General features: G+C 54.2%; 17 protein-coding genes. 2 read left to right on the top strand and 15 right to left on the bottom strand.

What is annotated here, in order from left to right; genetic code table 11:
• Positions 1–4: 4 nt before the first annotated feature.
• The 5 genes from rpsI to A3841_RS16490 form a co-directional block, all read right to left on the bottom strand.
• On the bottom strand, positions 5–391 hold the full coding sequence (rpsI, locus tag A3841_RS16470) for a 30S ribosomal protein S9 (protein WP_073853901.1): 387 nt from the start codon (positions 389–391) through the stop codon (positions 5–7).
• Between the two features lie 4 nt (positions 392–395).
• A complete protein-coding gene (gene rplM / locus A3841_RS16475; RefSeq protein WP_073853903.1) occupies positions 396–845 on the bottom strand; it encodes a 50S ribosomal protein L13 in 450 nt (149 codons plus the stop codon).
• Positions 846–1,015: 170 nt separating this feature from the next.
• Positions 1,016–2,203 (bottom strand): TlpA family protein disulfide reductase, encoded by a 1,188-nt coding sequence (locus A3841_RS16480; RefSeq protein WP_083610399.1) that lies wholly within the window; start codon positions 2,201–2,203, stop codon positions 1,016–1,018.
• A gap of 30 nt (positions 2,204–2,233) precedes the next feature.
• Positions 2,234–3,931: a M56 family metallopeptidase gene (locus tag A3841_RS16485; protein ID WP_073853907.1), complete on the bottom strand. Its 1,698-nt coding sequence runs from the start codon at positions 3,929–3,931 to the stop codon at positions 2,234–2,236.
• Positions 3,932–3,933: 2 nt separating this feature from the next.
• The gene (locus tag A3841_RS16490) at positions 3,934–4,299 is read right to left on the bottom strand and encodes a BlaI/MecI/CopY family transcriptional regulator (protein WP_073853909.1); all 366 of its coding nucleotides are present in this window, start codon (positions 4,297–4,299) and stop codon (positions 3,934–3,936) included.
• A gap of 183 nt (positions 4,300–4,482) precedes the next feature.
• Here A3841_RS16490 and A3841_RS16495 point away from each other — a divergent pair, with 183 nt between their 5' ends.
• Positions 4,483–5,463, top strand: a complete 981-nt coding sequence (locus A3841_RS16495) for an NAD(P)H-quinone oxidoreductase (RefSeq protein WP_073853911.1) — start codon at positions 4,483–4,485, stop codon at positions 5,461–5,463.
• Between the two features lie 226 nt (positions 5,464–5,689).
• On the opposite strand, the gene A3841_RS16500 is transcribed toward A3841_RS16495, so the two are convergent.
• The 5 genes from A3841_RS16500 to recA all read right to left on the bottom strand — a co-directional run bounded on the left by A3841_RS16500 (position 5,690) and on the right by recA (position 10,590).
• Positions 5,690–6,400: an RluA family pseudouridine synthase gene (locus A3841_RS16500; protein WP_073853913.1), complete on the bottom strand. Its 711-nt coding sequence runs from the start codon at positions 6,398–6,400 to the stop codon at positions 5,690–5,692.
• A 219-nt stretch (positions 6,401–6,619) separates the two neighbouring features.
• Positions 6,620–7,648, bottom strand: coding sequence for a sensor histidine kinase (locus A3841_RS16505; RefSeq protein WP_073853916.1), 1,029 nt, complete (start codon positions 7,646–7,648; stop codon positions 6,620–6,622).
• A 3-nt stretch (positions 7,649–7,651) separates the two neighbouring features.
• The gene (locus A3841_RS16510) at positions 7,652–8,341 is read right to left on the bottom strand and encodes a response regulator transcription factor (RefSeq protein WP_073853918.1); all 690 of its coding nucleotides are present in this window, start codon (positions 8,339–8,341) and stop codon (positions 7,652–7,654) included.
• A gap of 216 nt (positions 8,342–8,557) precedes the next feature.
• Positions 8,558–9,370 carry a DUF3108 domain-containing protein gene (locus A3841_RS16515; protein WP_235861444.1) on the bottom strand — a complete coding sequence of 271 codons (813 nt, stop codon included), beginning with the start codon at positions 9,368–9,370 and terminating at the stop codon, positions 8,558–8,560.
• A 170-nt stretch (positions 9,371–9,540) separates the two neighbouring features.
• Positions 9,541–10,590, bottom strand: coding sequence for a recombinase RecA (gene recA, locus A3841_RS16520; RefSeq protein WP_073853920.1), 1,050 nt, complete (start codon positions 10,588–10,590; stop codon positions 9,541–9,543).
• Between the two features lie 187 nt (positions 10,591–10,777).
• On the opposite strand from recA, the gene A3841_RS16525 reads away from it, so the two are divergent.
• Complete coding sequence (locus A3841_RS16525; RefSeq protein WP_235861446.1) at positions 10,778–11,902, top strand: hypothetical protein; 1,125 nt, start codon at positions 10,778–10,780, stop codon at positions 11,900–11,902.
• A 604-nt stretch (positions 11,903–12,506) separates the two neighbouring features.
• On the opposite strand, the gene A3841_RS16530 is transcribed toward A3841_RS16525, so the two are convergent.
• The 5 genes from A3841_RS16530 to A3841_RS16550 form a co-directional block, all read right to left on the bottom strand.
• Entirely contained in the window at positions 12,507–13,139 is a 633-nt protein-coding gene (locus A3841_RS16530; protein ID WP_073853922.1) for a GNAT family N-acetyltransferase, read from the bottom strand.
• A 311-nt stretch (positions 13,140–13,450) separates the two neighbouring features.
• On the bottom strand, positions 13,451–13,879 hold the full coding sequence (locus tag A3841_RS16535) for a hypothetical protein (RefSeq protein WP_073853924.1): 429 nt from the start codon (positions 13,877–13,879) through the stop codon (positions 13,451–13,453).
• Between the two features lie 230 nt (positions 13,880–14,109).
• On the bottom strand, positions 14,110–15,075 hold the full coding sequence (locus A3841_RS16540) for an AAA family ATPase (protein ID WP_073853926.1): 966 nt from the start codon (positions 15,073–15,075) through the stop codon (positions 14,110–14,112).
• Between the two features lie 6 nt (positions 15,076–15,081).
• Positions 15,082–16,452, bottom strand: a complete 1,371-nt coding sequence (locus tag A3841_RS16545; protein ID WP_073853928.1) for a peptidylprolyl isomerase — start codon at positions 16,450–16,452, stop codon at positions 15,082–15,084.
• A gap of 103 nt (positions 16,453–16,555) precedes the next feature.
• A complete protein-coding gene (locus A3841_RS16550) occupies positions 16,556–18,856 on the bottom strand; it encodes a peptidylprolyl isomerase (protein ID WP_073853930.1) in 2,301 nt (766 codons plus the stop codon).
• Between the last annotated feature and the right edge of the window lie 84 nt (positions 18,857–18,940).

Consider the following 18,940-nt stretch of genomic DNA (forward strand, 5'->3'; position numbering starts at 1 on the left):
AATATTAACGTTTGCTGAACTGGAATGAACGACGCGCTTTGCGCTTACCGAACTTCTTACGCTCTACCATGCGTGGGTCACGCGTGATGAAGCCCTCTTTCTTAAGAGCTGATTTCGTCTCGGCGTTTTCTACTACCAGTGCTTTAGAGATAGCAAGTCTAAGTGCTTCAGCCTGGCCGCTTACACCACCCCCTCTAAGATTGGCTTTCACATCGTACTTGCCAATTGCTTCTAAGGTTCTGAACGGCTGATTCACAATAGTTTGAAGTACTTCGCTAGGGAAGTATTCCTTGATATCTCTACCGTTAATAGTGATATTCCCTTGCCCGGCCGTCATGTAGATACGAGCCACCGAGGTTTTTCTTCTACCAGATGTATTGATAACTTCCATTAAATTAGATATTGAGGGTTAATTCTTTTGGCTGCTGAGCGGCGAACGGATGCTCGTTTCCAGCAAAAACATGAAGATTACGGAATAGCTCGCGGCCGAGTGGACCTTTAGGCAACATGCCACGAACTGCGCGCTCTACGAGCAGCGTTGATGATTTAGCCTTTAGCTGGCGAGGAGAAATTCTCTTCTGGCCGCCCGGGTAGCCCGTGTGCGTCAGGTAGTATTTCTGGTCCCACTTACGGCCTGTGAAACGCGTGTCATCAGCATTGATAACGATCACGTTGTCACCGCAGTCAGCGTTTGGCGTGTACGAAGGCTTGTTCTTGCCTTTTAGGATCTTGGCAACTTCAGATGCCACACGACCCAAGCTTCCTTGCCCTGCATCAACAATCACCCAGCCTTTGTTGGCCGTCTTCTTGCTGACAGTAAGGGTCTTATAACTTAAATGATCCATTTTTAGTGGTTGTAAGCGGTTTATTTATTTGAATATTGAACTTTCGGTCTCTCGAAAATGGACACAAAGATAGAAGCTATTTATTTGATATGCAATAGATAGTGGGAATTATGCTGCGATACAGGCAATAGTATGTGCTCGCCGAACTTTCCGGCACCCGCGGTGGCGGTTTACAGGTTCCGTCTGATCAGCTCTTCAAGCCGCTCCTGGTCAAAGTGGCCTGCATAAAGTACGCTGCCTTCTTTACTGATAAGAACCACCGCAGGATAGTAGCTAATGCCATAAGTGTTAGCTACTGTTTCACCATGGTACAAGGTAGGGTAGGCTGGCTTCGTCTTTTGCCGGAACTGTTCTATCAGCTCTGGTGGGTCAAATACGTTGATGGCCAATAATTGAAAGTGCCTGCCCCCGTATTTAGCATGAAGCTCGTTTAACTTTGGAACAGCGGCTATACAATACCCACAGTTGCGGTTCCAGAACTCAAGCAGGACAACCTGGTCTTTATACTTGCTGAGCTCTACCGTGTCGCCGGTGCCGAACGCGGGTAAACTCCAGGCGGGACTTTGTTTTCCTGTTTCGATCAGGGAGCGTGGGCTCTCTGCCTGTTTAGGTGCATACTTCCCCAGATAACTTGAGTAGTACCAGGACGCTTCGGTAGGCGAGGTGGGGGAGAGGTCAACATCAGTAAAGCTGGTTTTGATAAAATCGCCGTTGAGGCCATTTGTCTGCAGCACTTCTACCGGGAAATAGGTGGTCTGGTCTACAATAAGCTGGTATTTTGTCGTAGTCTCTTCTGCCAGTTTCCTGTATCCCCCCAGGTTGTCGATGGCCCTTCCTTTAAGTTCAAAACGGACGGCATAGTACCCCATGTTATTGATGAGCGTGTCGGCAAGGGTTTTGGGGATTGCTGTCTCCGCAAGAATAGAAGGCAACATGTTACGCAGCGTTACAGGTGAATTGTACAGAAAGGAAAGGTTCTCCACGCTGCTACGGCCTGGCTTTCTGTTGATCGTTATAGTCTTTGATCTTTTGTCCAGGACAAATATTTCCGCTCCATTGTTTACCTGAAACAGGTTTTGATCGTCGGCCTGGTACCTGAAGCCAATTGCCTTACCGGCAGAGGCAAAGTCAAGATACATGGCGGACTCTAATTTGTGGTAATACCCTTCCGAAGGATAATTCAGTTCCCGGTTGTATGTATAGCTGACTTCCTCCAGGCTTCCCAGCGTGTGGCTCACTTTGGTTATAACCTCTTCAGCAGACGCAATGTCCGGGTTGGAGGCTCTGCCAGTTCCTGACTCCGGGCAAAATAAACAATGGAGGGCAAGGATTGCAGTGGGATAAAGCAGGAAAGACATATCGGTCCTTTGTTTATAGAATCAGGCAATTCACTTTGCAATAGCCAATACGCGCACGCTTTCAATCTCATCTCCCTTGAGTTTGACGTATACATCCATTCCCTGGCCCTGGCTGTTTTCCAGGAATAGAATGAAGTTATCCGCTTGTGCATCTCCTGCATTCAGTCTTTTTGCCTGCACCTGCTTAATCCGGGTAGCTGTGCCAATTGGTGTGTCAAGAGGCGCTACGATGCCACCTTTCTGGTCTATCATCAGCCTGGCTTCCGGTTGTTGCTTCCTTTCTACAGGCGGTGGCGGAGGAGGCAGTTGGGGCAGCGCGCCATACTTGGCTTCTGCGGCAGGTATGCGCAGGCTCCCGTTGTAATCATAGGTTTCAACCTTGCCGCTCTCCAGCAGGAAAACGATCGACTCCAGGTTGTGCTCTCTCCTGTTGTTAAACTTCCAGGCCACCTGCTTTACGCTCGGGTTTCTCTTTAAAAAATCCTTGTAGTCGGCCGGCCAGTTCGACTTATCCTTGTAGTAGGGCACCTCGTCAAGTTTGAAAAGATAAGCTTCGTCTACATCCCCCTGCTGCGCCGGAGGCGTGTCAGGCTGCTCCGGGTTACTGCCTTGCGGGAGCTTCTCCCGGAACTTGCGTACCTGCTCGGAGTCCTTGTTTGCCTTGGTGGTGAGGGAGATCACGTTTCTGCCGGCAGTGTTACCGGGCACTTGCTTTGCCTGTTCTCCCTTCACGACATCCACACTATGTAGGTCCTCGGGCTTAAGCAGCTCGGCTTCCTCCTTGGTGGCCTTCACGCCATCTATATAATAAACTACTGTGTCTTTCTGCTGCTCACTGGCTAGCGGGGCAGGCGCATTCGGCTGCGCTGCACCCCGGAACGCGAAGAGCAAAACGGTAACAAGCGGCAGCACGATCAGCAACCTGAGCTGGCTGGCTTTACGGGTAGGCATTTTGTTCATCATGGCAATTCTTCTTTTTAGTGATGGAAAATTGAATTGATTGGCAATCTGAGGTTGCGTGGCGCCTACAACTTTCAGTAAAAGGTATTGGTATTCTTTGCGGTCTATGCCGGCACGTACCACCTGCTGGTCGGCAATGAACTCCAGGTTTTCTTTCACGGCTTTTTTCATGAGCCACGCGCCTGGATTAAACCAGTAAAACACCACGCTTAGCTCCGTTAGCAGCACGTCCAGGGTATGCCAGCCGGTAATATGTATCAGCTCGTGCCGAAGGATGGACTCCAGCTCCTGCGGTTTGTGCTGCGCCGGGTTCAGGTAGATGGTCTGCCAGAACGAGAAGGCCTGGGTTATACTTTGTACTTTGCGGAAAGGCACGGCTTTGTAAGTGGCGGGCTCAGAGACGGCATGTATCCGGTAAAGCGACACCAACTGAAGTATAAACCGGGCAAGCATTACAGCTACACCAATCCAGAACAGGTATACCGGCAACTGCCAGAAATCGAAAGCTTCCGGAGTAGTGCTTGCCGGTGGTGCTGCGTAGGCCCAGGCTGGTATATTTACCAAGTAAGCAGCTTCCATCTGCTCATGGCTCTGGAAAAGTCCCGACAGGTCGATGAAAGGATAAACCGTAGAGAACACGATGCCGAACACCAGGAACAGGCGGTTGAGGTGGTAAAACGTGAGCCGGCGGAGCGCGGCAAGGTAGGCCCCGTAAAACAGCACCAGCGCCACATTCACCTTCAGTAAGTATAAGAGCAGCTCAGGCATGTCTATTCCGGTTTTTTGTTTTCGATCATGTCAATAATCTCTTTCAGCTCCTCGGCGCTGATCTTCTGGTCCTGGGCGAAAAAGGCCACCAGTTCTTTATAAGAGCTTTTAAAGTAGTCGCCCACAAAGCTTTTCATGAAGCGCTTCTTGTAATCCTCCTCCTTTATCAGGGGCAGGTAGCGGTACGAGTTGCCCAGCTTCTCGCCCTGCACGTAGCCTTTCTTCTCCAGGTTCTTTACCGTGGAGGCGAGGGTGGTGTAGGGCGGTTTCGGCTCCGGCAGCTTTTCCAGGAAATCCTTGATAAACCCACCTTCCGTTGCCCATACTACCTGCATGGCCTCTTCCTCCTGTTGTGTTAGCTTTTCCATAGGTTACGATGTTTTCGTATAGTTACGAAATGTTCGTAATAAAGTAAATGCTTTTCTGTATTATTTTTAATTTATTTTTCTGATCCTTTAAAAACTGAGCTGTAGGCGACTTTGCTTTAAGTAGTAACTTCCTGCGCAGGGCAGCGTCTAAAGTATAACCTACACCAAAACCTGAGATCTAACATGAAAGCCATACTTGTGAAACAGCCGGGCGGGCCCGAGCAGCTTATACTTGGGGAACATGAGCAGCCGCTGCCCGACCCAAACGAGCTTCTTGTAAAAGTGCACGCCACCGCCCTGAATCGCGCCGATACGCTGCAGCGCCAGGGCAAGTACCCACCGCCTAAAGGGGCCAGCCCCATACTTGGCCTGGAGGTGGCCGGCGAAGTGGTGGAGGCAGGAATAAATTGCACCAAGTATAAAAAAGGCGATAAAGTATTTGGCCTGCTGCCCGGCGGCGGCTACGCGGAGTATGCCGTAATAGACGAAGCGATGGCCATGCCGGTGCCGGAGAATTTAAGTATGGAACAGGCCGCCGCCATACCCGAGGTGTTCCTGACGGCGTGGCAGGCGCTGGCGTGGCTGGGAAAGCTGCAGACTGGCGAGCGTGCCCTGATACATGCGGGGGCAAGCGGGGTGGGCACGGCAGCCATACAACTGGCGCGGGCCCTGCAGGCCGAGGTGCTGGTAACGGCCTCGGAGCAGAAAATACAGGCTTGTCTTGAGCTTGGTGCCCACAAGGCTATTAACTACAAGGAGGTGCCTTTCGAGGATGAGGTGCTGGCGCATACCAACAGCGAGGGCGTGGACGTAATCGTGGATTTTATAGCCGGGCCATACTTTAACCAGAACCTCGACTGCCTGCGCCTCGACGGGCGGTTGGTTATACTGGCCAGCCTCGGTGGTGGCAAGGTAGGTGAGGTGGACCTGCGCAAGATACTTTCCAAGCGCCTGCAGGTGATCGGCTCCACGCTCCGCTCTCGCTCCAAAGACTACCAGATAAGGCTGACGGAGGACATGAGCCGCTTTGCCCTGCCGCTTTTCAGAGAAGGAAAACTAAAGCCTGTGGTGGATTCTGTTTACGATTGGAAAGACGTGGCTGAGGCGCACCGCTACATGGAGCAGAACAGGAACATTGGCAAGATCGTGCTGCGGGTGGGCTAAGTATAGACAAAGGAATTACTGACAAAAGACAAAGGACAAGGCATCATACTTCTGAAGAGTTAGCTTTATACTTTGGCAAAGTATAAAAGTATGCCGGCGGGTTTGGAGTTATACTTGCCTTTGTTGGTACACGTGCATTATACTTGAAGTGGAAAGTACAAAAGGACAAAAGAAGCAGCCAATCCCTGCTTCTTTTGTCCTCGTCAAAAAATCTTTTGTCAAAATTTTAGTGTGCCCGCAGCTGCTTTACCAGCACTGCGAAGTCCTTCGGATAGGGCGCCTCGATCTTAACGGGCTCCCCGTCCAGTAGCGTAAAGCCGATGTTGAAGGAGTGCAGCGCAAACCGTTTGATCAGGGGCAGTTCCTCGGTGTCCTTTTTCAGGTTGAAGCCGCGCTTCAGGTTGCTCAGGTACACGTTCTCGCCGCCGTATAGCGAATCGCCCACAATCGGGGCGTTCAGGAACGCCAGGTGCACCCGGATCTGGTGCAGGCGGCCCGTTACCGGTACGCACTCCACCAGGGTATGGCGGGCAAAGCTCTCCAGCGTGGTAAAATAAGTCTCGGCCGGTTTTCCCTTCGGGTTCAGGTGCGCCACACCCTTCGCGTTGGGCAAAATGGCCCTGTTCACCAGCTCATCCTCAAACTTATGCACGCCCCAGGCCACGGCATGGTATACTTTATACACCTGGCGGTGCTCAAATTGCATCGACAGGTGGCGGTAGGCCTCGGCATTCTTCGCGAAAACGAGGCAGCCCGAGGTGTCCTTGTCCAGGCGGTGGCAGGCCTGCAGGTCCGGGTTGTACTGGCGCGCTATCTTCAGCAGGTTGGTGGTGTTGGGCGTACGGTCTTCCAGCGTGGCCAGAAACGGCGGCTTGTTCACCACCACGTAATCCTCACTCTCAAATATGATCAGGTCCTTAAAAACCGGGTACTTCATGCGATTTATACTTTGTTCAGGCGCGGCCATACTTGTAGCCGGGCGTCCTGCAAAGATACGGATTATAGTTATTGGTTGATCGTTATTGGTTATTAGTAGGGAAGGCGTGAGCAGGACAAGTATGAAATAAGGCCTCCGAAAGTATAGCCAGGGATATAGCAAGTATAAATCCGGGCTGTATCATACTTTGACCAACAACGAATAACTAATAACGAAAAGCTACTTTGCCTTCAGCAGCTTAAAGCGGAGCGTGGTGCCCTTGCCCATCTCACTCTTTATGGCGATGAAGGAGCGGTGCGCCTCGATGATGTGCTTGCAGATGGAGAGGCCCAGGCCAGTGCTGGTGTTATCGCGGGCGCGGCTCTTGTCGACGCGGTAAAAGCGCTCGAAAATGCGGTTGATGTGCTCCTCGGCGATGCCGGTGCCGTCGTCTTTTACGGTGATGGTATACTTGCGCTTGCCCTCCTCGAACGTGATCCAGACGTTGCCGCCCCTGCGCCCATACTTGATGGCGTTATCGATCAGGTTGATGAGGACCTGGCGGATGCGGTTGGCGTCTGCGTAAAGCATGACCGGCTCCGTGGCCTCTACGTGCAGGGTAATCTGCAGCTCGGCAGCCTTTTGCTCCAGTTGCTCGGCCACCTCGTGCGCCAGTTGCGCCACGTCAAAGTTACGCTTGGCCATCTCTACCACGCCTTTCTCAAACTGCGAGATGCTGATCAGGTCCTGCACCAGCGCGTCCAGGCCGTCGAGGCTTCGGGCTGCCTTCTGCAGGAACTTGTCGCGCACCATGGGGTCGTCCATGGCGCCGTCCAGCAAAGTATGAATAAAGCCCTGCGCCGCAAATATGGGCGTCTTCAGCTCATGCGACACGTCGGCCAGAAACTCGCGGCGCATCACCTGCAGGCGCTTCAGCTCGTCTATCTCCTGCTGCTTCCCCTCCGCAATCATGTAGATCTCGTCCTTTATCTTTTTGAGCGGGTCGGCCGCGAAGGTGGAGCGGCTCTCTACTTTCTTAAAATCCTGCCGCTTGAGCTTCTCCAGGCTGGAGTACACGTGCTTCACCTCCCGGAACACGAGCGCCTCGTACGAGAGATGCAACAGCAAAAAGCAGCACACAAACACGATCACCAGCGCCACCACAAACCCACGGGAGGAGAAAGAGCTGGCTAAAGCAAGAAAGGCGGTGAGCACAATTGCTACCGCCAATGAGGTTAAAAGGGCAAGCGTACGGGAGTTTAAATTCATGTATCAGTCGGTATTAAACTTGTAGCCGACGCCTTTGATGGTTTTGATGTTCTCTTCGCCTACTTTCTCGCGCACCTTGCGCACGTGCACGTCCACGGTCCGGGCTATCACATACACATCGCTGCCCCAGATATTGCTTAGCAGTTCTTCGCGGGTGTATACTTTATTGGGCGTGGCGGCCAGAAAAGCCAGCAGTTCAAACTCTTTCTTCGGCAGCGTTATCTTCTTGTCGCCCTTGTACACGGCAAAGCTGGTGCGGTCTATCTTCAGGTCGCCAGCCTCAATCACCTTATCCTGCTCCTCCTGGTTTGCTTCGCGGCGGGCAAAAGCCGTGAGGCGGCTCAGCAGCGCGCGTGGCTTTATGGGCTTGGTGATGTAGTCGTCGCCACCGGCCTCAAAGGCGGCCACCTCAGAGAACTCCTCGGAGCGGGCAGTCAGGAAAATGATGTGCGTTTGGCGGAATTCCTCCATCTCGCGCAGCTGCCGGCAGGCGGCAATGCCATCCATCACCGGCATCATCACGTCCATCAGGATCACATCCGGTTTTATTTGCGTGGCCACCTCAATGGCCTTCCTGCCGTTGTCGGCGGTTTCTACCTCATATCCCTCGCGGGTCAGGTTGTACTGTAGCAGCTCTACGATGTCCGGATCGTCATCTACCACGAGTATTTTGTATTGCGATGCTGTTTGCACGGTATAGGGACTTATGGTTTGTCGTTTATACTACTCAACGCACTGTCTCAGGCTTAGCGGCTGTGGCTGCTGCGCCTCGTTTCCTATGTAAAGATACCACACATTCCAGCATTCCGGACAGCATCATCAAATCATAACGTTTTGTTAACAAATCCTTAACGTGCCCTGGCGGCGGGCGGCAAGAAAAAAAGCCAGCTGCTGTAGCTGGCTTCGTTTTTAGTTTCTGGCAAACAGGAGCTTGTTCTTGAGGTTCTTGTAATCGTATAGGTTCACTTTAACGGAACCCACGAACATTTCCGCCTGTATCAGCACCGGTATCTTGTTCTTATCGTCGGAGAGGTAGACGGTAATGGAGTTCTCGCCCTTGAACATCTCGTTTTTCGGCATGCGCGGCACCAGCTTAATGGCTCTGATGTCGCCGGCCTTGGTGCTCACCACCTCCCGGCCACGGTACTCCACCTCCATGTCAAAGTTCTCCTCGTCAAAGAAGCCCTGCACGGTGGTTTTATCGCCTACGCGCATGTTGTCGAAGTTCAGCGTGCGCAGGTAGTAAAAGCCGCTCACAATGTCCTGCACGTTGTCGCTAACCTTATAAGTCTTCTTCTCCGCCTTCTTCGATTTCTTCTTTTTCTCCACATGCGCCTTGTTGGCGTAGTGGTCAAAATCCACGGTTTCGCGCTTGCGGTAGTTGCCCTCCTCTATGTTACGGAAGGAGCGGTGCGGCACAATGGCGGCCGTGTCGATGTAGGACTGCCAGGTGTCCCTGATCCTGATGAAGAGGTCGAAGGAGCTGTTGGTTCTGCCGTAAACGGTGGCCTTGTAGCAGGCGCGGTCGTTTATGGTGTGTATGTCCGGGGATATATTGATCACCGCCTCGGCGGCCGTGATGGGGCCATAGTGTACTTTATACTTTAGCACCTCACCGGTGCTGAAGCTGTCGTTAGGCAGCTGGCGCATCCTGTCTTTGGTGGCAAAGCCAAAGATCACGAGCGAAAAAAGTATGAGTACAGGGAAAAACTTTTTCATCATGAGTGCCTTCCTTTAGGTGTTAGAGTCAATACCTGCTATCAATCAAGTTTTGTACCAACTGTTTCTCAAGGCTTAAGTTATAGAATCTCCTTTTGCTATTCAACTGATTTTAAACAAAAAAGGTGCTACCGAAGCAGCACCTTTTTTTATTTCAGGTCGGGAAATAGCGTTCACTCGGCTGATGAGGCAGCGGCATCGTCCAGGGCGGCGGCTGCTTTTTCCGGCTCCCCTTTCACGATCGCTCTGATCTTGTTCTCGATCTCGTCCATCAGCTCCGGGTTGTCCAGCAGGATCTGCTTCACGCCGTCGCGGCCCTGGCCCAGCTTGTCGCCGTTGTAGGAGAACCAGGAACCTGACTTCTGCACGATGCCCAGTTCCACGCCCAGGTCCAGCACTTCGCCCACCTTAGAGATGCCTTCGCCATACATGATGTCGAACTCCACCACTTTAAACGGAGGGGCTACTTTGTTCTTCACCACCTTCACGCGGGTACGGTTACCGGTAATGTTGTCGGCGCTCTCCTTGATCTGGCCCACACGGCGGATATCCAGGCGCACGGAGGCGTAGAACTTCAGGGCGTTACCGCCCGTGGTTGTCTCCGGGTTACCGAACATCACCCCGATCTTCTCGCGCAGCTGGTTGATGAAGATACAGGTACAGCCTGTTTTGTTGATCGTACCGGTCAGCTTACGCAGTGCCTGCGACATCAGACGCGCCTGCAGGCCCATCTTGCTGTCACCCATGTCGCCTTCCAGCTCGCCTTTCGGCACGAGGGCGGCCACAGAGTCAATTACAATAATATCGATAGCGCCGGAGCGGATCAGGTGGTCGGCGATTTCAAGCGCCTGCTCCCCGTTGTCCGGCTGCGATATCAGAAGGTTTTCAGTGTCGATGCCTAATTTCTGGGCGTATAGTCTGTCGAAGGCGTGCTCGGCGTCAATGAATGCTGCCAGGCCGCCTTTCTTCTGTGCCTCTGCGATGCAGTGCAAAGTAAGCGTGGTTTTACCAGATGACTCAGGACCGTAGATCTCTACGACACGGCCGCGTGGCAAACCGCCGACACCCAACGCTATATCCAGGCCCAGTGAACCAGTGGAGATGGCCGGAATGTCCTCAACCTTGTTGTCGCTCAGCTTCATAACGGTGCCTTTACCGTATGTTTTGTCGAGCTTGTCCATGGTCAGCTGCAGGGCCTTCAGTTTTTCGTTGCTTACGCTCATGTGTGTTTTGTTAATTAACTTTATATTGATGGTGAAATTACGAATTCGGCACCAATCTACAAAATAGTTTTCAAGTATTTTGCTAATCTTTTTAGTTGCTTGGTGCCGTCTGATGATAACATAGCTGCACCTGTTTTTGTGCCATACGTAGCCCTTTTTTATGCGCTTCCCGAAAGTTTTTTTCCTGTTGATTTTACTGATTGTAAGCCCATTTGCCAAGGCGCAGCTGCATAACCGTGCCCTGCTGCAACCAGTGCGGGTGCAGCAGCAAAATGCTAATGATATTAGGATAGAGCTGCAGGCGCTGGGCTTCCTGAAGAATAACGAGTACTTTAACAAAATCGCCGACGGCTACACGCTGTTTGGCTATCAGCTTAACCCAAAAGTCACTTACCAACCCACCGAAAACGTTGTGGTGGAAGCGGGTGCCTTGCTTTGGAAAGACTTCGGCGCCTCAGGCTATGAGGACATCGCGCCTACCTTCACCATTAAAGTGCAGCGGGAGCGCTGGGCTTTGCTCTTCGGTACGCTGGAGGGAAACCTGAACCACGGCTACATAGAACCCCTCTACGATTTTGAGCGGCTTATACTTAACCGGCTGGAGAACGGCGTGCAGTACAAGCTGCACACGCCGCGCCTGCGCCTCGATGCCTGGGCCGACTGGGTGAACATGCTCTACCGCGGAGAGGACGACCAGGAGCAGGTGAACGGCGGCGCGGCGATGGCCATACCTGTGCTCGCGCAGGAAGGGCGGGGCAACCTGTCCGACAGTTTATACTTAACGCTGCCGCTGCAGTTCACGGCCCAGCACAAGGGGGGGCAGATAGATGCCTCCGACCTGCCGCTCACTACCGTAGCCAACGCTGCCATCGGGCTGGAGCTGGAGAAGAAGTATAAGCGCCGGGTGCTGCACCGTCTCTACACCAAAAACTACGTGGTGGGGTTCAAGGATTTCTCGAACGAGCGGCAGCTGCCGTATGAGCAGGGACATGGTCTATACTTTAATATAGGTGCCGACACCAAGTACCAGGATGTGATGCTGAGCTACTGGCGCGGCAATGGCTACATCTCCGAGTTGGGCGGCAAGTTGTACCAATCGGCCTCCACCACGTTTAAAAATCCCGATTACCTGGAGGAAGAGCGGGAGCTGCTCATACTTCGGCTGATGAAGGATGTGGAACTGGAAGAGGGACTGAGCCTGACCCTGCGCCTGGAGCCGCTCTGGGACTTCAACAACCCCAAACTGGAGTTCTCCAGCGGCCTCTACCTCCACTTTAACACCGATTTTTTCCTGGCCAAGGCAAGGCGGTAAGTATAAGAAGAGCAAAATTGAGTAGCTTAAATTTCCCTGGCGTACGCGTCCGCTTGTGCCTTATACTTTATACTTGTGCTATACTTGCATAGCCATACTTATACTTGCTGGCTATTCTTATACTTCAGTTTATCTTGGGCCATACTTTATACTTCTCTGGCGCAAGCGTCCGCTTGTGCCTCTCTTTAGCCCCTGCCTCCTGCAACTGGACACAAGCTATACTTACTAGCTGTCGCTGATCCTCTAGTTCCCACAAACCTATAGTTTCATTTCATACTTTGGTGCTCTCAAGCCCGAGAGGGCTCCCCGAAATGCTTCGGGGTAAACTCTCTCGGGCATCGCGCTGTGTTCCCTCCTGCCTCCGCTGCGCTACGGCTGCTCAACAGGTTGAGCACCGGATCTCACAAGGCGCTCAACCCAAGGACTGGGACCATACTCGATAGCTCCTGCTTTCTGTCATCTCGACCTTTGGGAGAGATCTCTTCAGAATTCCAGATAGATTTCTCGCCCTGCTCGAGATGACAGGAAAGGAATAAGTACAGCTCCCTCCCCTGTTCTTAGGGGAGGGTTGGGGAGGGGTGACACAAGCCTGGACTACTAAAATCTAAACAACAGCCGTAGAACTGGCCGCCTCTTGCTGCTGTAGTTTTTCGAAGTCCTGGCGGGTGATGCCGTAGTAGCTCAGGTCCAGCAGCTCGTCGGAGTCGGCGCCGCGGTAGTCGCAACGCAGCACACCCTCCTTCACAAATCCGCAGCTCTCGGCCAGCGAGCCGTAGCTTTCGTTGGCGCTGGTGCAGCGCAGGTATACTTTGTTCAGCCCCAGCGGCCCGAAGGCAAACCTGATCACCTCCTGCAGCGCCTCCTGCGCCAGTTGCCGGGTGGCAGGCCAGGCGGCAAAGTATAACCCCAGCTCAGCCTTCGGTATGGAGCGGTCCAGGTTCTTGAGGGCAATGTCGCCGATGTAGTGGTTGTCCTCCTTCTGCCACACACCAAAGTCGAAGATGCGGCGGTTCTCCCAGTCGGTGCGTAGTTGCTGCACCTGCGAGCGGGCATCGTCCAGCATGCGCACCCGCGCCAGGCGGCCGGAGAAGGCAGGGTTCAGGTAAGCCATGTTCTCCTGCAGCAGATGCATAAAATCGTTCTCGTCCCCTTCCTGGTAAGGCCGCAGCAGCAGGTGATCTGTCTCTAACTGCTCATTAAAGTCTTCAGCAGCAGTAGTATTGTATAAAAAGCTCATGTAGTTTGATGTAAAAGTATGATGCCGTTGTTCCGTCATACGCTAACCACTGCAAAACGTGCTGCTAGGCCGACAGGTTTCTCGTCCTACCACTGTAACATACTTCTGCCACTAAAAGTACACCTTAGCTGTTCAGCGACTTCATTTAAAGCAAAGCCAAAGTACATGGCTGCGCGAGAATGAAATGTGGCTTAACACTGGTACGAAACACTGCAGAGAGCCATACTTCGATCAGGAGGTAGAGCCACGATAAAAGCAAAAAGCCACTCCTAAAAGTATGGGAGTGGCTTTCTGCTTTTACTTTATACTTGCTACGCGTTCAGGTACGGGTAGTTGAAGTGCTTCGGGCTGTGCAGGTTCTGCTGGATCATCATGACCTCCAGGGTATGGGCCGTCTCTTTGAAGAACTCCAGGCGGCGGTAGAGCATTTCTTTCTGCAGCACGGTGCCGGTGGCCGTCTTCATGTAAGCCTTCTTGTCCTCCAGCACATGGTGCATTATTTCGTTCACCTGCTCTTCGTGCTGGGCATACCACTGCTGGAAGTCGAACAGGCGGGCCGCCCCCGGCGTGGCTGAGGTAAAATCCAAACCGTGCAGGCGCAGCACATCCGCCAGCAGATCCACCTCCAGTGGGATGGAGATGTTGTAAGGCATTGTGCGCATTTCCAGTTTGCTGTTCAGCACGCTCGCGATGCGTGCCAGGTTATCTTTAAAGCGAAGGAATAAAGCAGCCGCTTCCATATTTTTATCGGGTATAAGTAACTACAAGTATGGGCGCAAAATTACACCAATAAGTTTGAATTGCAATTAACGGGATTTTGGAAGGGGTGGGGGAGTATAAGACCGATGCTGTCATCTTGTAAAGATCCTGGCTGCGGTGTATCGAAGCTGTCGCTACTCGCCAACAGGATCCTTCCAGGATGACACCGGAAAGATTCACTCATTCGCGCATCCGCTCATTCAAAATTAGTCTACAGCAGCTCCCGGATCAGCTGTTCCTCGGTAACGCCCTCGGCCTCAGCCTTGAAGTTGCGCACGATGCGGTGGCGAAGTATGGGCAGCGCCACTTCCTGCACGTCCTCAATGTCGGGGCTATACTTGCCGTTGAGGATGGCGTTGCACTTGGCGCCCACAATCAGGTGCTGCGATGCCCTCGGGCCCGCGCCCCACTCCAGAAACTGGTTCGCCTGCTTCGAGGCCATCGGCATGTTCGGGCGGGTCTGGTGCACCAGCTTCACGGCGTACTCTACCACATTATCAGTTACCGGCACGCGGCGCACCAACTGCTGAAAGGCAAGTATGTCGTCGGCGTGCAGGATCTTGCGGAGCTGGTGGGTGGCGGCACCTGTGGTATTCTTCACGATCTGCAGCTCCGACTCATAGCTCGGGTAGCCCAGCGTGATGTTGAACATAAAGCGGTCGAGCTGCGCCTCGGGCAGGGGATAGGTGCCTTCCTGCTCAATGGGGTTTTGGGTGGCCAGCACGAAGAACGGCTCCGGAAGGCGGTACCTGTGGCCCGCCACCGTTACGGCGTGCTCCTGCATGGCCTCCAGCAGGGCAGCCTGGGTTTTAGGCGGTGTGCGGTTAATCTCGTCGGCCAGCACGATGTTGGCGAAGATAGGCCCCGTCACGAACCGGAAGTTGCGCTCGTTGTCCAGCGTTTCGGCCCCCACGATGTCGGAGGGCATCAGGTCAGGCGTGAACTGCACCCGGTTAAAGCTCATGTCGAGCGTGGAGGCGATGGTTTGGATGAGGAGCGTCTTGGCCAGCCCCGGCACCCCCACCAGCAGGCAGTGCCCCTGACAAAAAACAGCTGTAAGCACCAGTCTTACGACCTCGTCCTGGCCTACGATCACTTTCGATATCTCAGAAGTGAGCTCCCGGTAGGAGCGGTGCAGGGCGTCGGCTGCTTCTTTGTCAGAGGTGAACTGCGTCATAGTCTGTTATTGCGTTAGTTGCTGGAGCCCGCTGCAATCCTGGTACTCCGGGTCTACTTCTATGTAAACGGTGCTGATGTTCTTCTTAAACCACTCGTTTACGGCTTTGCTGCGCCGCTCGGCCAGGGCCGCGTTGGCAATTTTCTGGTAATCGTCTGTCAGGTTGGCCAGGTGCGGTTGCGTTTTTGATTTCAGGTACAGAATGCGCACGGCATCCTTGCCATCCGGGGTGGTATAGGCCACCGGCCTGGAAATCTCGCCTACCTCCAGCGTATCGATCACAAAGAAAATGGCCGGGTCTACCTGGTCCATCGGGATGTAGGTAGTGCCGGTGGCACGGCTCGTGAGCATGCCGCCGTTGTCCTTCGTGTTGGTGTCATCGGAGTGCTCCTTGGCTGCCTGGGCAAACGTGAGGCTGTCGCTCATGATCAGGTTGCGCACGCTGTCCAGCTCGGCGGAGGCGGCGGCAATGTCTACCGTGGCGGTGGCCGGCTTTATCAGGATGTGACGCGTGTTAAACTCCTGCCCGCGGCGCTCAATCAGCTGAATCAGGTGGAAGCCGAACTGCGACTCGATCACGTTGGAGATGCCACCCGGCTCCAGGCGCAGGGCAGCCGCCTCGTACTCGGGTACCAGCTCCTTCTTCTTGAAGAAACCAAGCACGCCGCCGTCCTGGGCAGAGCCCGGGTCCTGCGAGTACTGCTTGGCCAGCGTGGCGAAATCCTCACCCGCCACTATACGCTTGCGCAGCTCTTCCAGTTTCTGGCGCGCCTCCTGCTTCTGCTCGCGGCCGATCTCGGCAATGTTCACGATCTGGCCAATCTCAACCTCTGTAGAGAAGTAGGGCAGGCTGTCCTTCGGGATGTTGTTAAAATACTTTTTGATCTCCTTGGGGGTTACAGCCACTTTGCTGGTAATCTCCCGCTGCATGCGCTCCATCAGCAACTGCTCGCGCACGGTTTTGCGCAGCTCGTCCTTGAGTTGGCGCAGGCTTTTGTTGTAGTACTGCTCCAGGCGCTCGGTGCCGCCCACCTGGCTGGCCAGGTAGTTGATCCTGTCGTCCAGTTCGCTGGCAACCATGCCATCCTCTACCGTGATGGAGTCGATTTCGGCGCGTGCCAGCAGCAGCTTGTCCTGCAGCAGCGAGGAAAATACCTGGCACTTCAGCTCCTCGCTGGGCTGTTGCTTGGATTGGGTCAGGTACTGCAGGTAGCCAAACTCGAGGTCTGAGCGGAGGATGACGTGGTTATCTACCTTGGCGATAATGCCATCCACCTGCACCTGCTGCGCAGGTACCTGGGCCTGGGCCGGGGCAGAGGATACGATGAGGCAGAGTGCCGCAAAGGCCGACAGGGCGTACTGATGAATCTTTTTCAAGGGATCTATCTTATTTTATACTTATGCTCGGAAATAACGCACAAGTTACTTCTTTATTCTGAAATACGCGAAAAGCGGGGCAAATTAGGGAACGCGGGCGGGGCTACTTGCGCACCAGTTTCTCTACCTCGTCTTTCTTCACCTCCACCGGGTACTTGCTGCGCAGTTCCTGCACCCACTGCTCCTCCAGGTAGTTCTGGTAATCAGAGATAACCGGTCCGCGTACCTCGCTTAGCTCCTTGTAAGCCGGCTCCAGCACATCCTTTATGATGATGAGGTACTCGCGGCCGTTCTGCTGGGCCGTGTAGGTGCCAGGTTTCCACTCCACCGCGTCCAGGGCCTTGTTGTCGCCGCGCTGAAACTTCTTCTCGGCAATCTGCACGGCCAGCGGGTTGTCCTTGTTCAGGCTTTCGGCGAGTGCGGCCAACTCCGAAGTATAAAGCGCGAAGGAGACACGGCGGTTGCGGCGGCGGCCGCTCTCGGTATTGTCAGGGGCTGCCTGCTTGCTTTTGCCCAGGCTGTTGCTGGTGAGCTGCGTGGCTGGTACGCCCTGCTGCTGCAGGTATGCTTTGGCGGCGTCGGCACGGGCCTCCGCCACTTTGGCACTCTCGCGGGCGTCGGTGTGGCCGTTAATCTCCAGCGTCAGGGTTTCGTTCTGCTGCAGCAGCTCCGCCAGCTTATCCAGCTCTGCTTTGCCCGCTGTGGTAAGCTCGGCCTTGTTCTGCTCAAACGGCACATCGCTCAGCCTGGCAAACGATACCGGGTAACGGCGCTTGTCCAGTTGCTGCTGTGCCTGCTGCAGCAATTCCTTATTGGCCGCGCTGATCACGATGGCGTCGGCGCGCTCGCCCCATTTATACTTTTCGCGGTTCTGGTTAAAGAAGTTGCGCAGTCCAACGGTATCCTCAATGGCTCTGCTCCATACTTTCTCGTCCATCAGCTGGAACAGCAGGATGCCATCGTGGTACTCCTGTACCAGCATGCGGTAATCTGTATGCTTGTTCTCCAGGTTATTGCGCTCATACGCCAGCAGGCTCTGCTCGGCAAAGTTATCATAGAGCAGGCTCATGACGTGGGCGGCGCTGCCGTTGGTGCGCGGGCGCTGCTCGGCCAATACATAAGTATAAAAGTCAGCCACCGTGTAGTTTTTGCCCTGGATGGAGAAGAGCGTCTGCTTCAGCAGCTTGTCGCTTTCGTCATAGGCCCAGTTGCCCTGCAGCAGCTCGTCGGTGGCTTTGGCCAGCGCGGCGGCTTTGGCCTCGGTGTTCTCCGTAAAGTTGTTCTCCTGCCTGATGCGCTTCAGGAAAGCGGTTTTGTTCAGTTCGGATCGGGAGTCTTTGGCTATCTTGTTGCGCAGGTGCTGCTCCATTTCCTCGTAAGGCGGCAGGCCACGCTTTTCCACCATTTTAATGATGTGCCAGCCATAGGGCGTGTACACAGGTTTGGAGACATCGCCGGGCTTCTGCAGGCCAAAGGCAGCCTCCTCAAACGCCGGAATCATACGGCCGGTGCCGAACCAGGGCAGTTCCCCGCCGTTTCCGGCCGTGTTGGCATCCTCTGAGAACTCGGTAGCCAGTTTTTCCCAGTTCTCGCCGCGCTGCACACGGCGATAGATGGCGTCCACGCGCTGCTTGGCTGCCAGCGAGTCGGCGGCAGGGGCGCCCGGCGCGGAGCGTACCATGATGTGGGCTACCTTCGCCTCGCCACGGGCCTCGCGCTTGTCGTTTACCTTTATCAGGTGATAGCCGAAGCGGGTGCGCACCGGCATGGATATCTCTCCCTCTGCGGTTTTGTAGGCGGCGTCCTCAAACGGGTATACCATCTGCAGGGCGGTAAAATAGCCTAGTTCGCCTTCGTTATCGGCGGCGGATGGGTCTTGTGAATGCTCTTTTGCCAGCTGGCCGAAATCCTCCCCATTCTGGGCGCGCTGGCGCAGCTCCATCGCGCGGTTGTAGGCCGCCAGCGTGTCTTCCGGCGCAGCATCGGGGGCCAGCGAGAGAAGTATGTGCGAGGCGCTCACCTCCTGCTTCATCCGCTCGTAAGCCTCTTTTACCAACTGGTCGGTCACGCTTTTCTCGGTCAGGTAGGGTTGTGCCAGCTGCTCTTTATAACCTTCCAGCTCGCGCTTAAACGCCATTGTAGTGTCCAGGCCGCGTTTTTCGGCCTCCATTACCTTCAGCTTGAAGTTGGTGTAGAGGTTGAGGTAGTCTGCCACGCTCTCGCGGGTGTAGGCATCGTCGTTGCCGCCGTTGTTCTTCTCGTACACATAGCGGAACTCGGAGGTGGAGATAGGCTGGGAGCCAAGCGTAGCGATGGCGGGTTCTTTGCTGTTGCTTTTATTGGAGGCGGTGCAGCCGGCAAGGGCCAGGGCGGCTACCGCAGCCAGTAGGTGGTTGCTGCGCATAAGTTGCTCTAAAATCAGGATGTTCTTTGTCGTTGGCCCGGGGGCCGGAAGATGCAATTTTAGCTAAAATTTCTGACAGGTAAA

This window comes from Pontibacter flavimaris (genome assembly GCF_001907195.1).
GTDB lineage: Bacteria > Bacteroidota > Bacteroidia > Cytophagales > Hymenobacteraceae > Pontibacter > Pontibacter flavimaris.

What these genes read in the sequence shown, in the direction of transcription:
- rpsI (WP_073853901.1), bottom strand. Translation starts at nt 391, where the DNA reads ATGGAAGTTATCAATACATCTGGTAGAAGAAAAACCTCGGTGGCTCGT.
- rplM (WP_073853903.1), bottom strand. Translation starts at nt 845, where the DNA reads ATGGATCATTTAAGTTATAAGACCCTTACTGTCAGCAAGAAGACGGCC.
- A3841_RS16480 (WP_083610399.1), bottom strand. Translation starts at nt 2,203, where the DNA reads ATGTCTTTCCTGCTTTATCCCACTGCAATCCTTGCCCTCCATTGTTTA.
- A3841_RS16485 (WP_073853907.1), bottom strand. Translation starts at nt 3,931, where the DNA reads ATGCCTGAGCTGCTCTTATACTTACTGAAGGTGAATGTGGCGCTGGTG.
- A3841_RS16490 (WP_073853909.1), bottom strand. Translation starts at nt 4,299, where the DNA reads ATGGAAAAGCTAACACAACAGGAGGAAGAGGCCATGCAGGTAGTATGG.
- A3841_RS16495 (WP_073853911.1), top strand. Translation starts at nt 4,483, where the DNA reads ATGAAAGCCATACTTGTGAAACAGCCGGGCGGGCCCGAGCAGCTTATA.
- A3841_RS16500 (WP_073853913.1), bottom strand. Translation starts at nt 6,400, where the DNA reads ATGAAGTACCCGGTTTTTAAGGACCTGATCATATTTGAGAGTGAGGAT.
- A3841_RS16505 (WP_073853916.1), bottom strand. Translation starts at nt 7,648, where the DNA reads ATGAATTTAAACTCCCGTACGCTTGCCCTTTTAACCTCATTGGCGGTA.
- A3841_RS16515 (WP_235861444.1), bottom strand. Translation starts at nt 9,370, where the DNA reads ATGATGAAAAAGTTTTTCCCTGTACTCATACTTTTTTCGCTCGTGATC.
- recA (WP_073853920.1), bottom strand. Translation starts at nt 10,590, where the DNA reads ATGAGCGTAAGCAACGAAAAACTGAAGGCCCTGCAGCTGACCATGGAC.
- A3841_RS16530 (WP_073853922.1), bottom strand. Translation starts at nt 13,139, where the DNA reads ATGAGCTTTTTATACAATACTACTGCTGCTGAAGACTTTAATGAGCAG.
- A3841_RS16535 (WP_073853924.1), bottom strand. Translation starts at nt 13,879, where the DNA reads ATGGAAGCGGCTGCTTTATTCCTTCGCTTTAAAGATAACCTGGCACGC.
- A3841_RS16540 (WP_073853926.1), bottom strand. Translation starts at nt 15,075, where the DNA reads ATGACGCAGTTCACCTCTGACAAAGAAGCAGCCGACGCCCTGCACCGC.
- A3841_RS16550 (WP_073853930.1), bottom strand. Translation starts at nt 18,856, where the DNA reads ATGCGCAGCAACCACCTACTGGCTGCGGTAGCCGCCCTGGCCCTTGCC.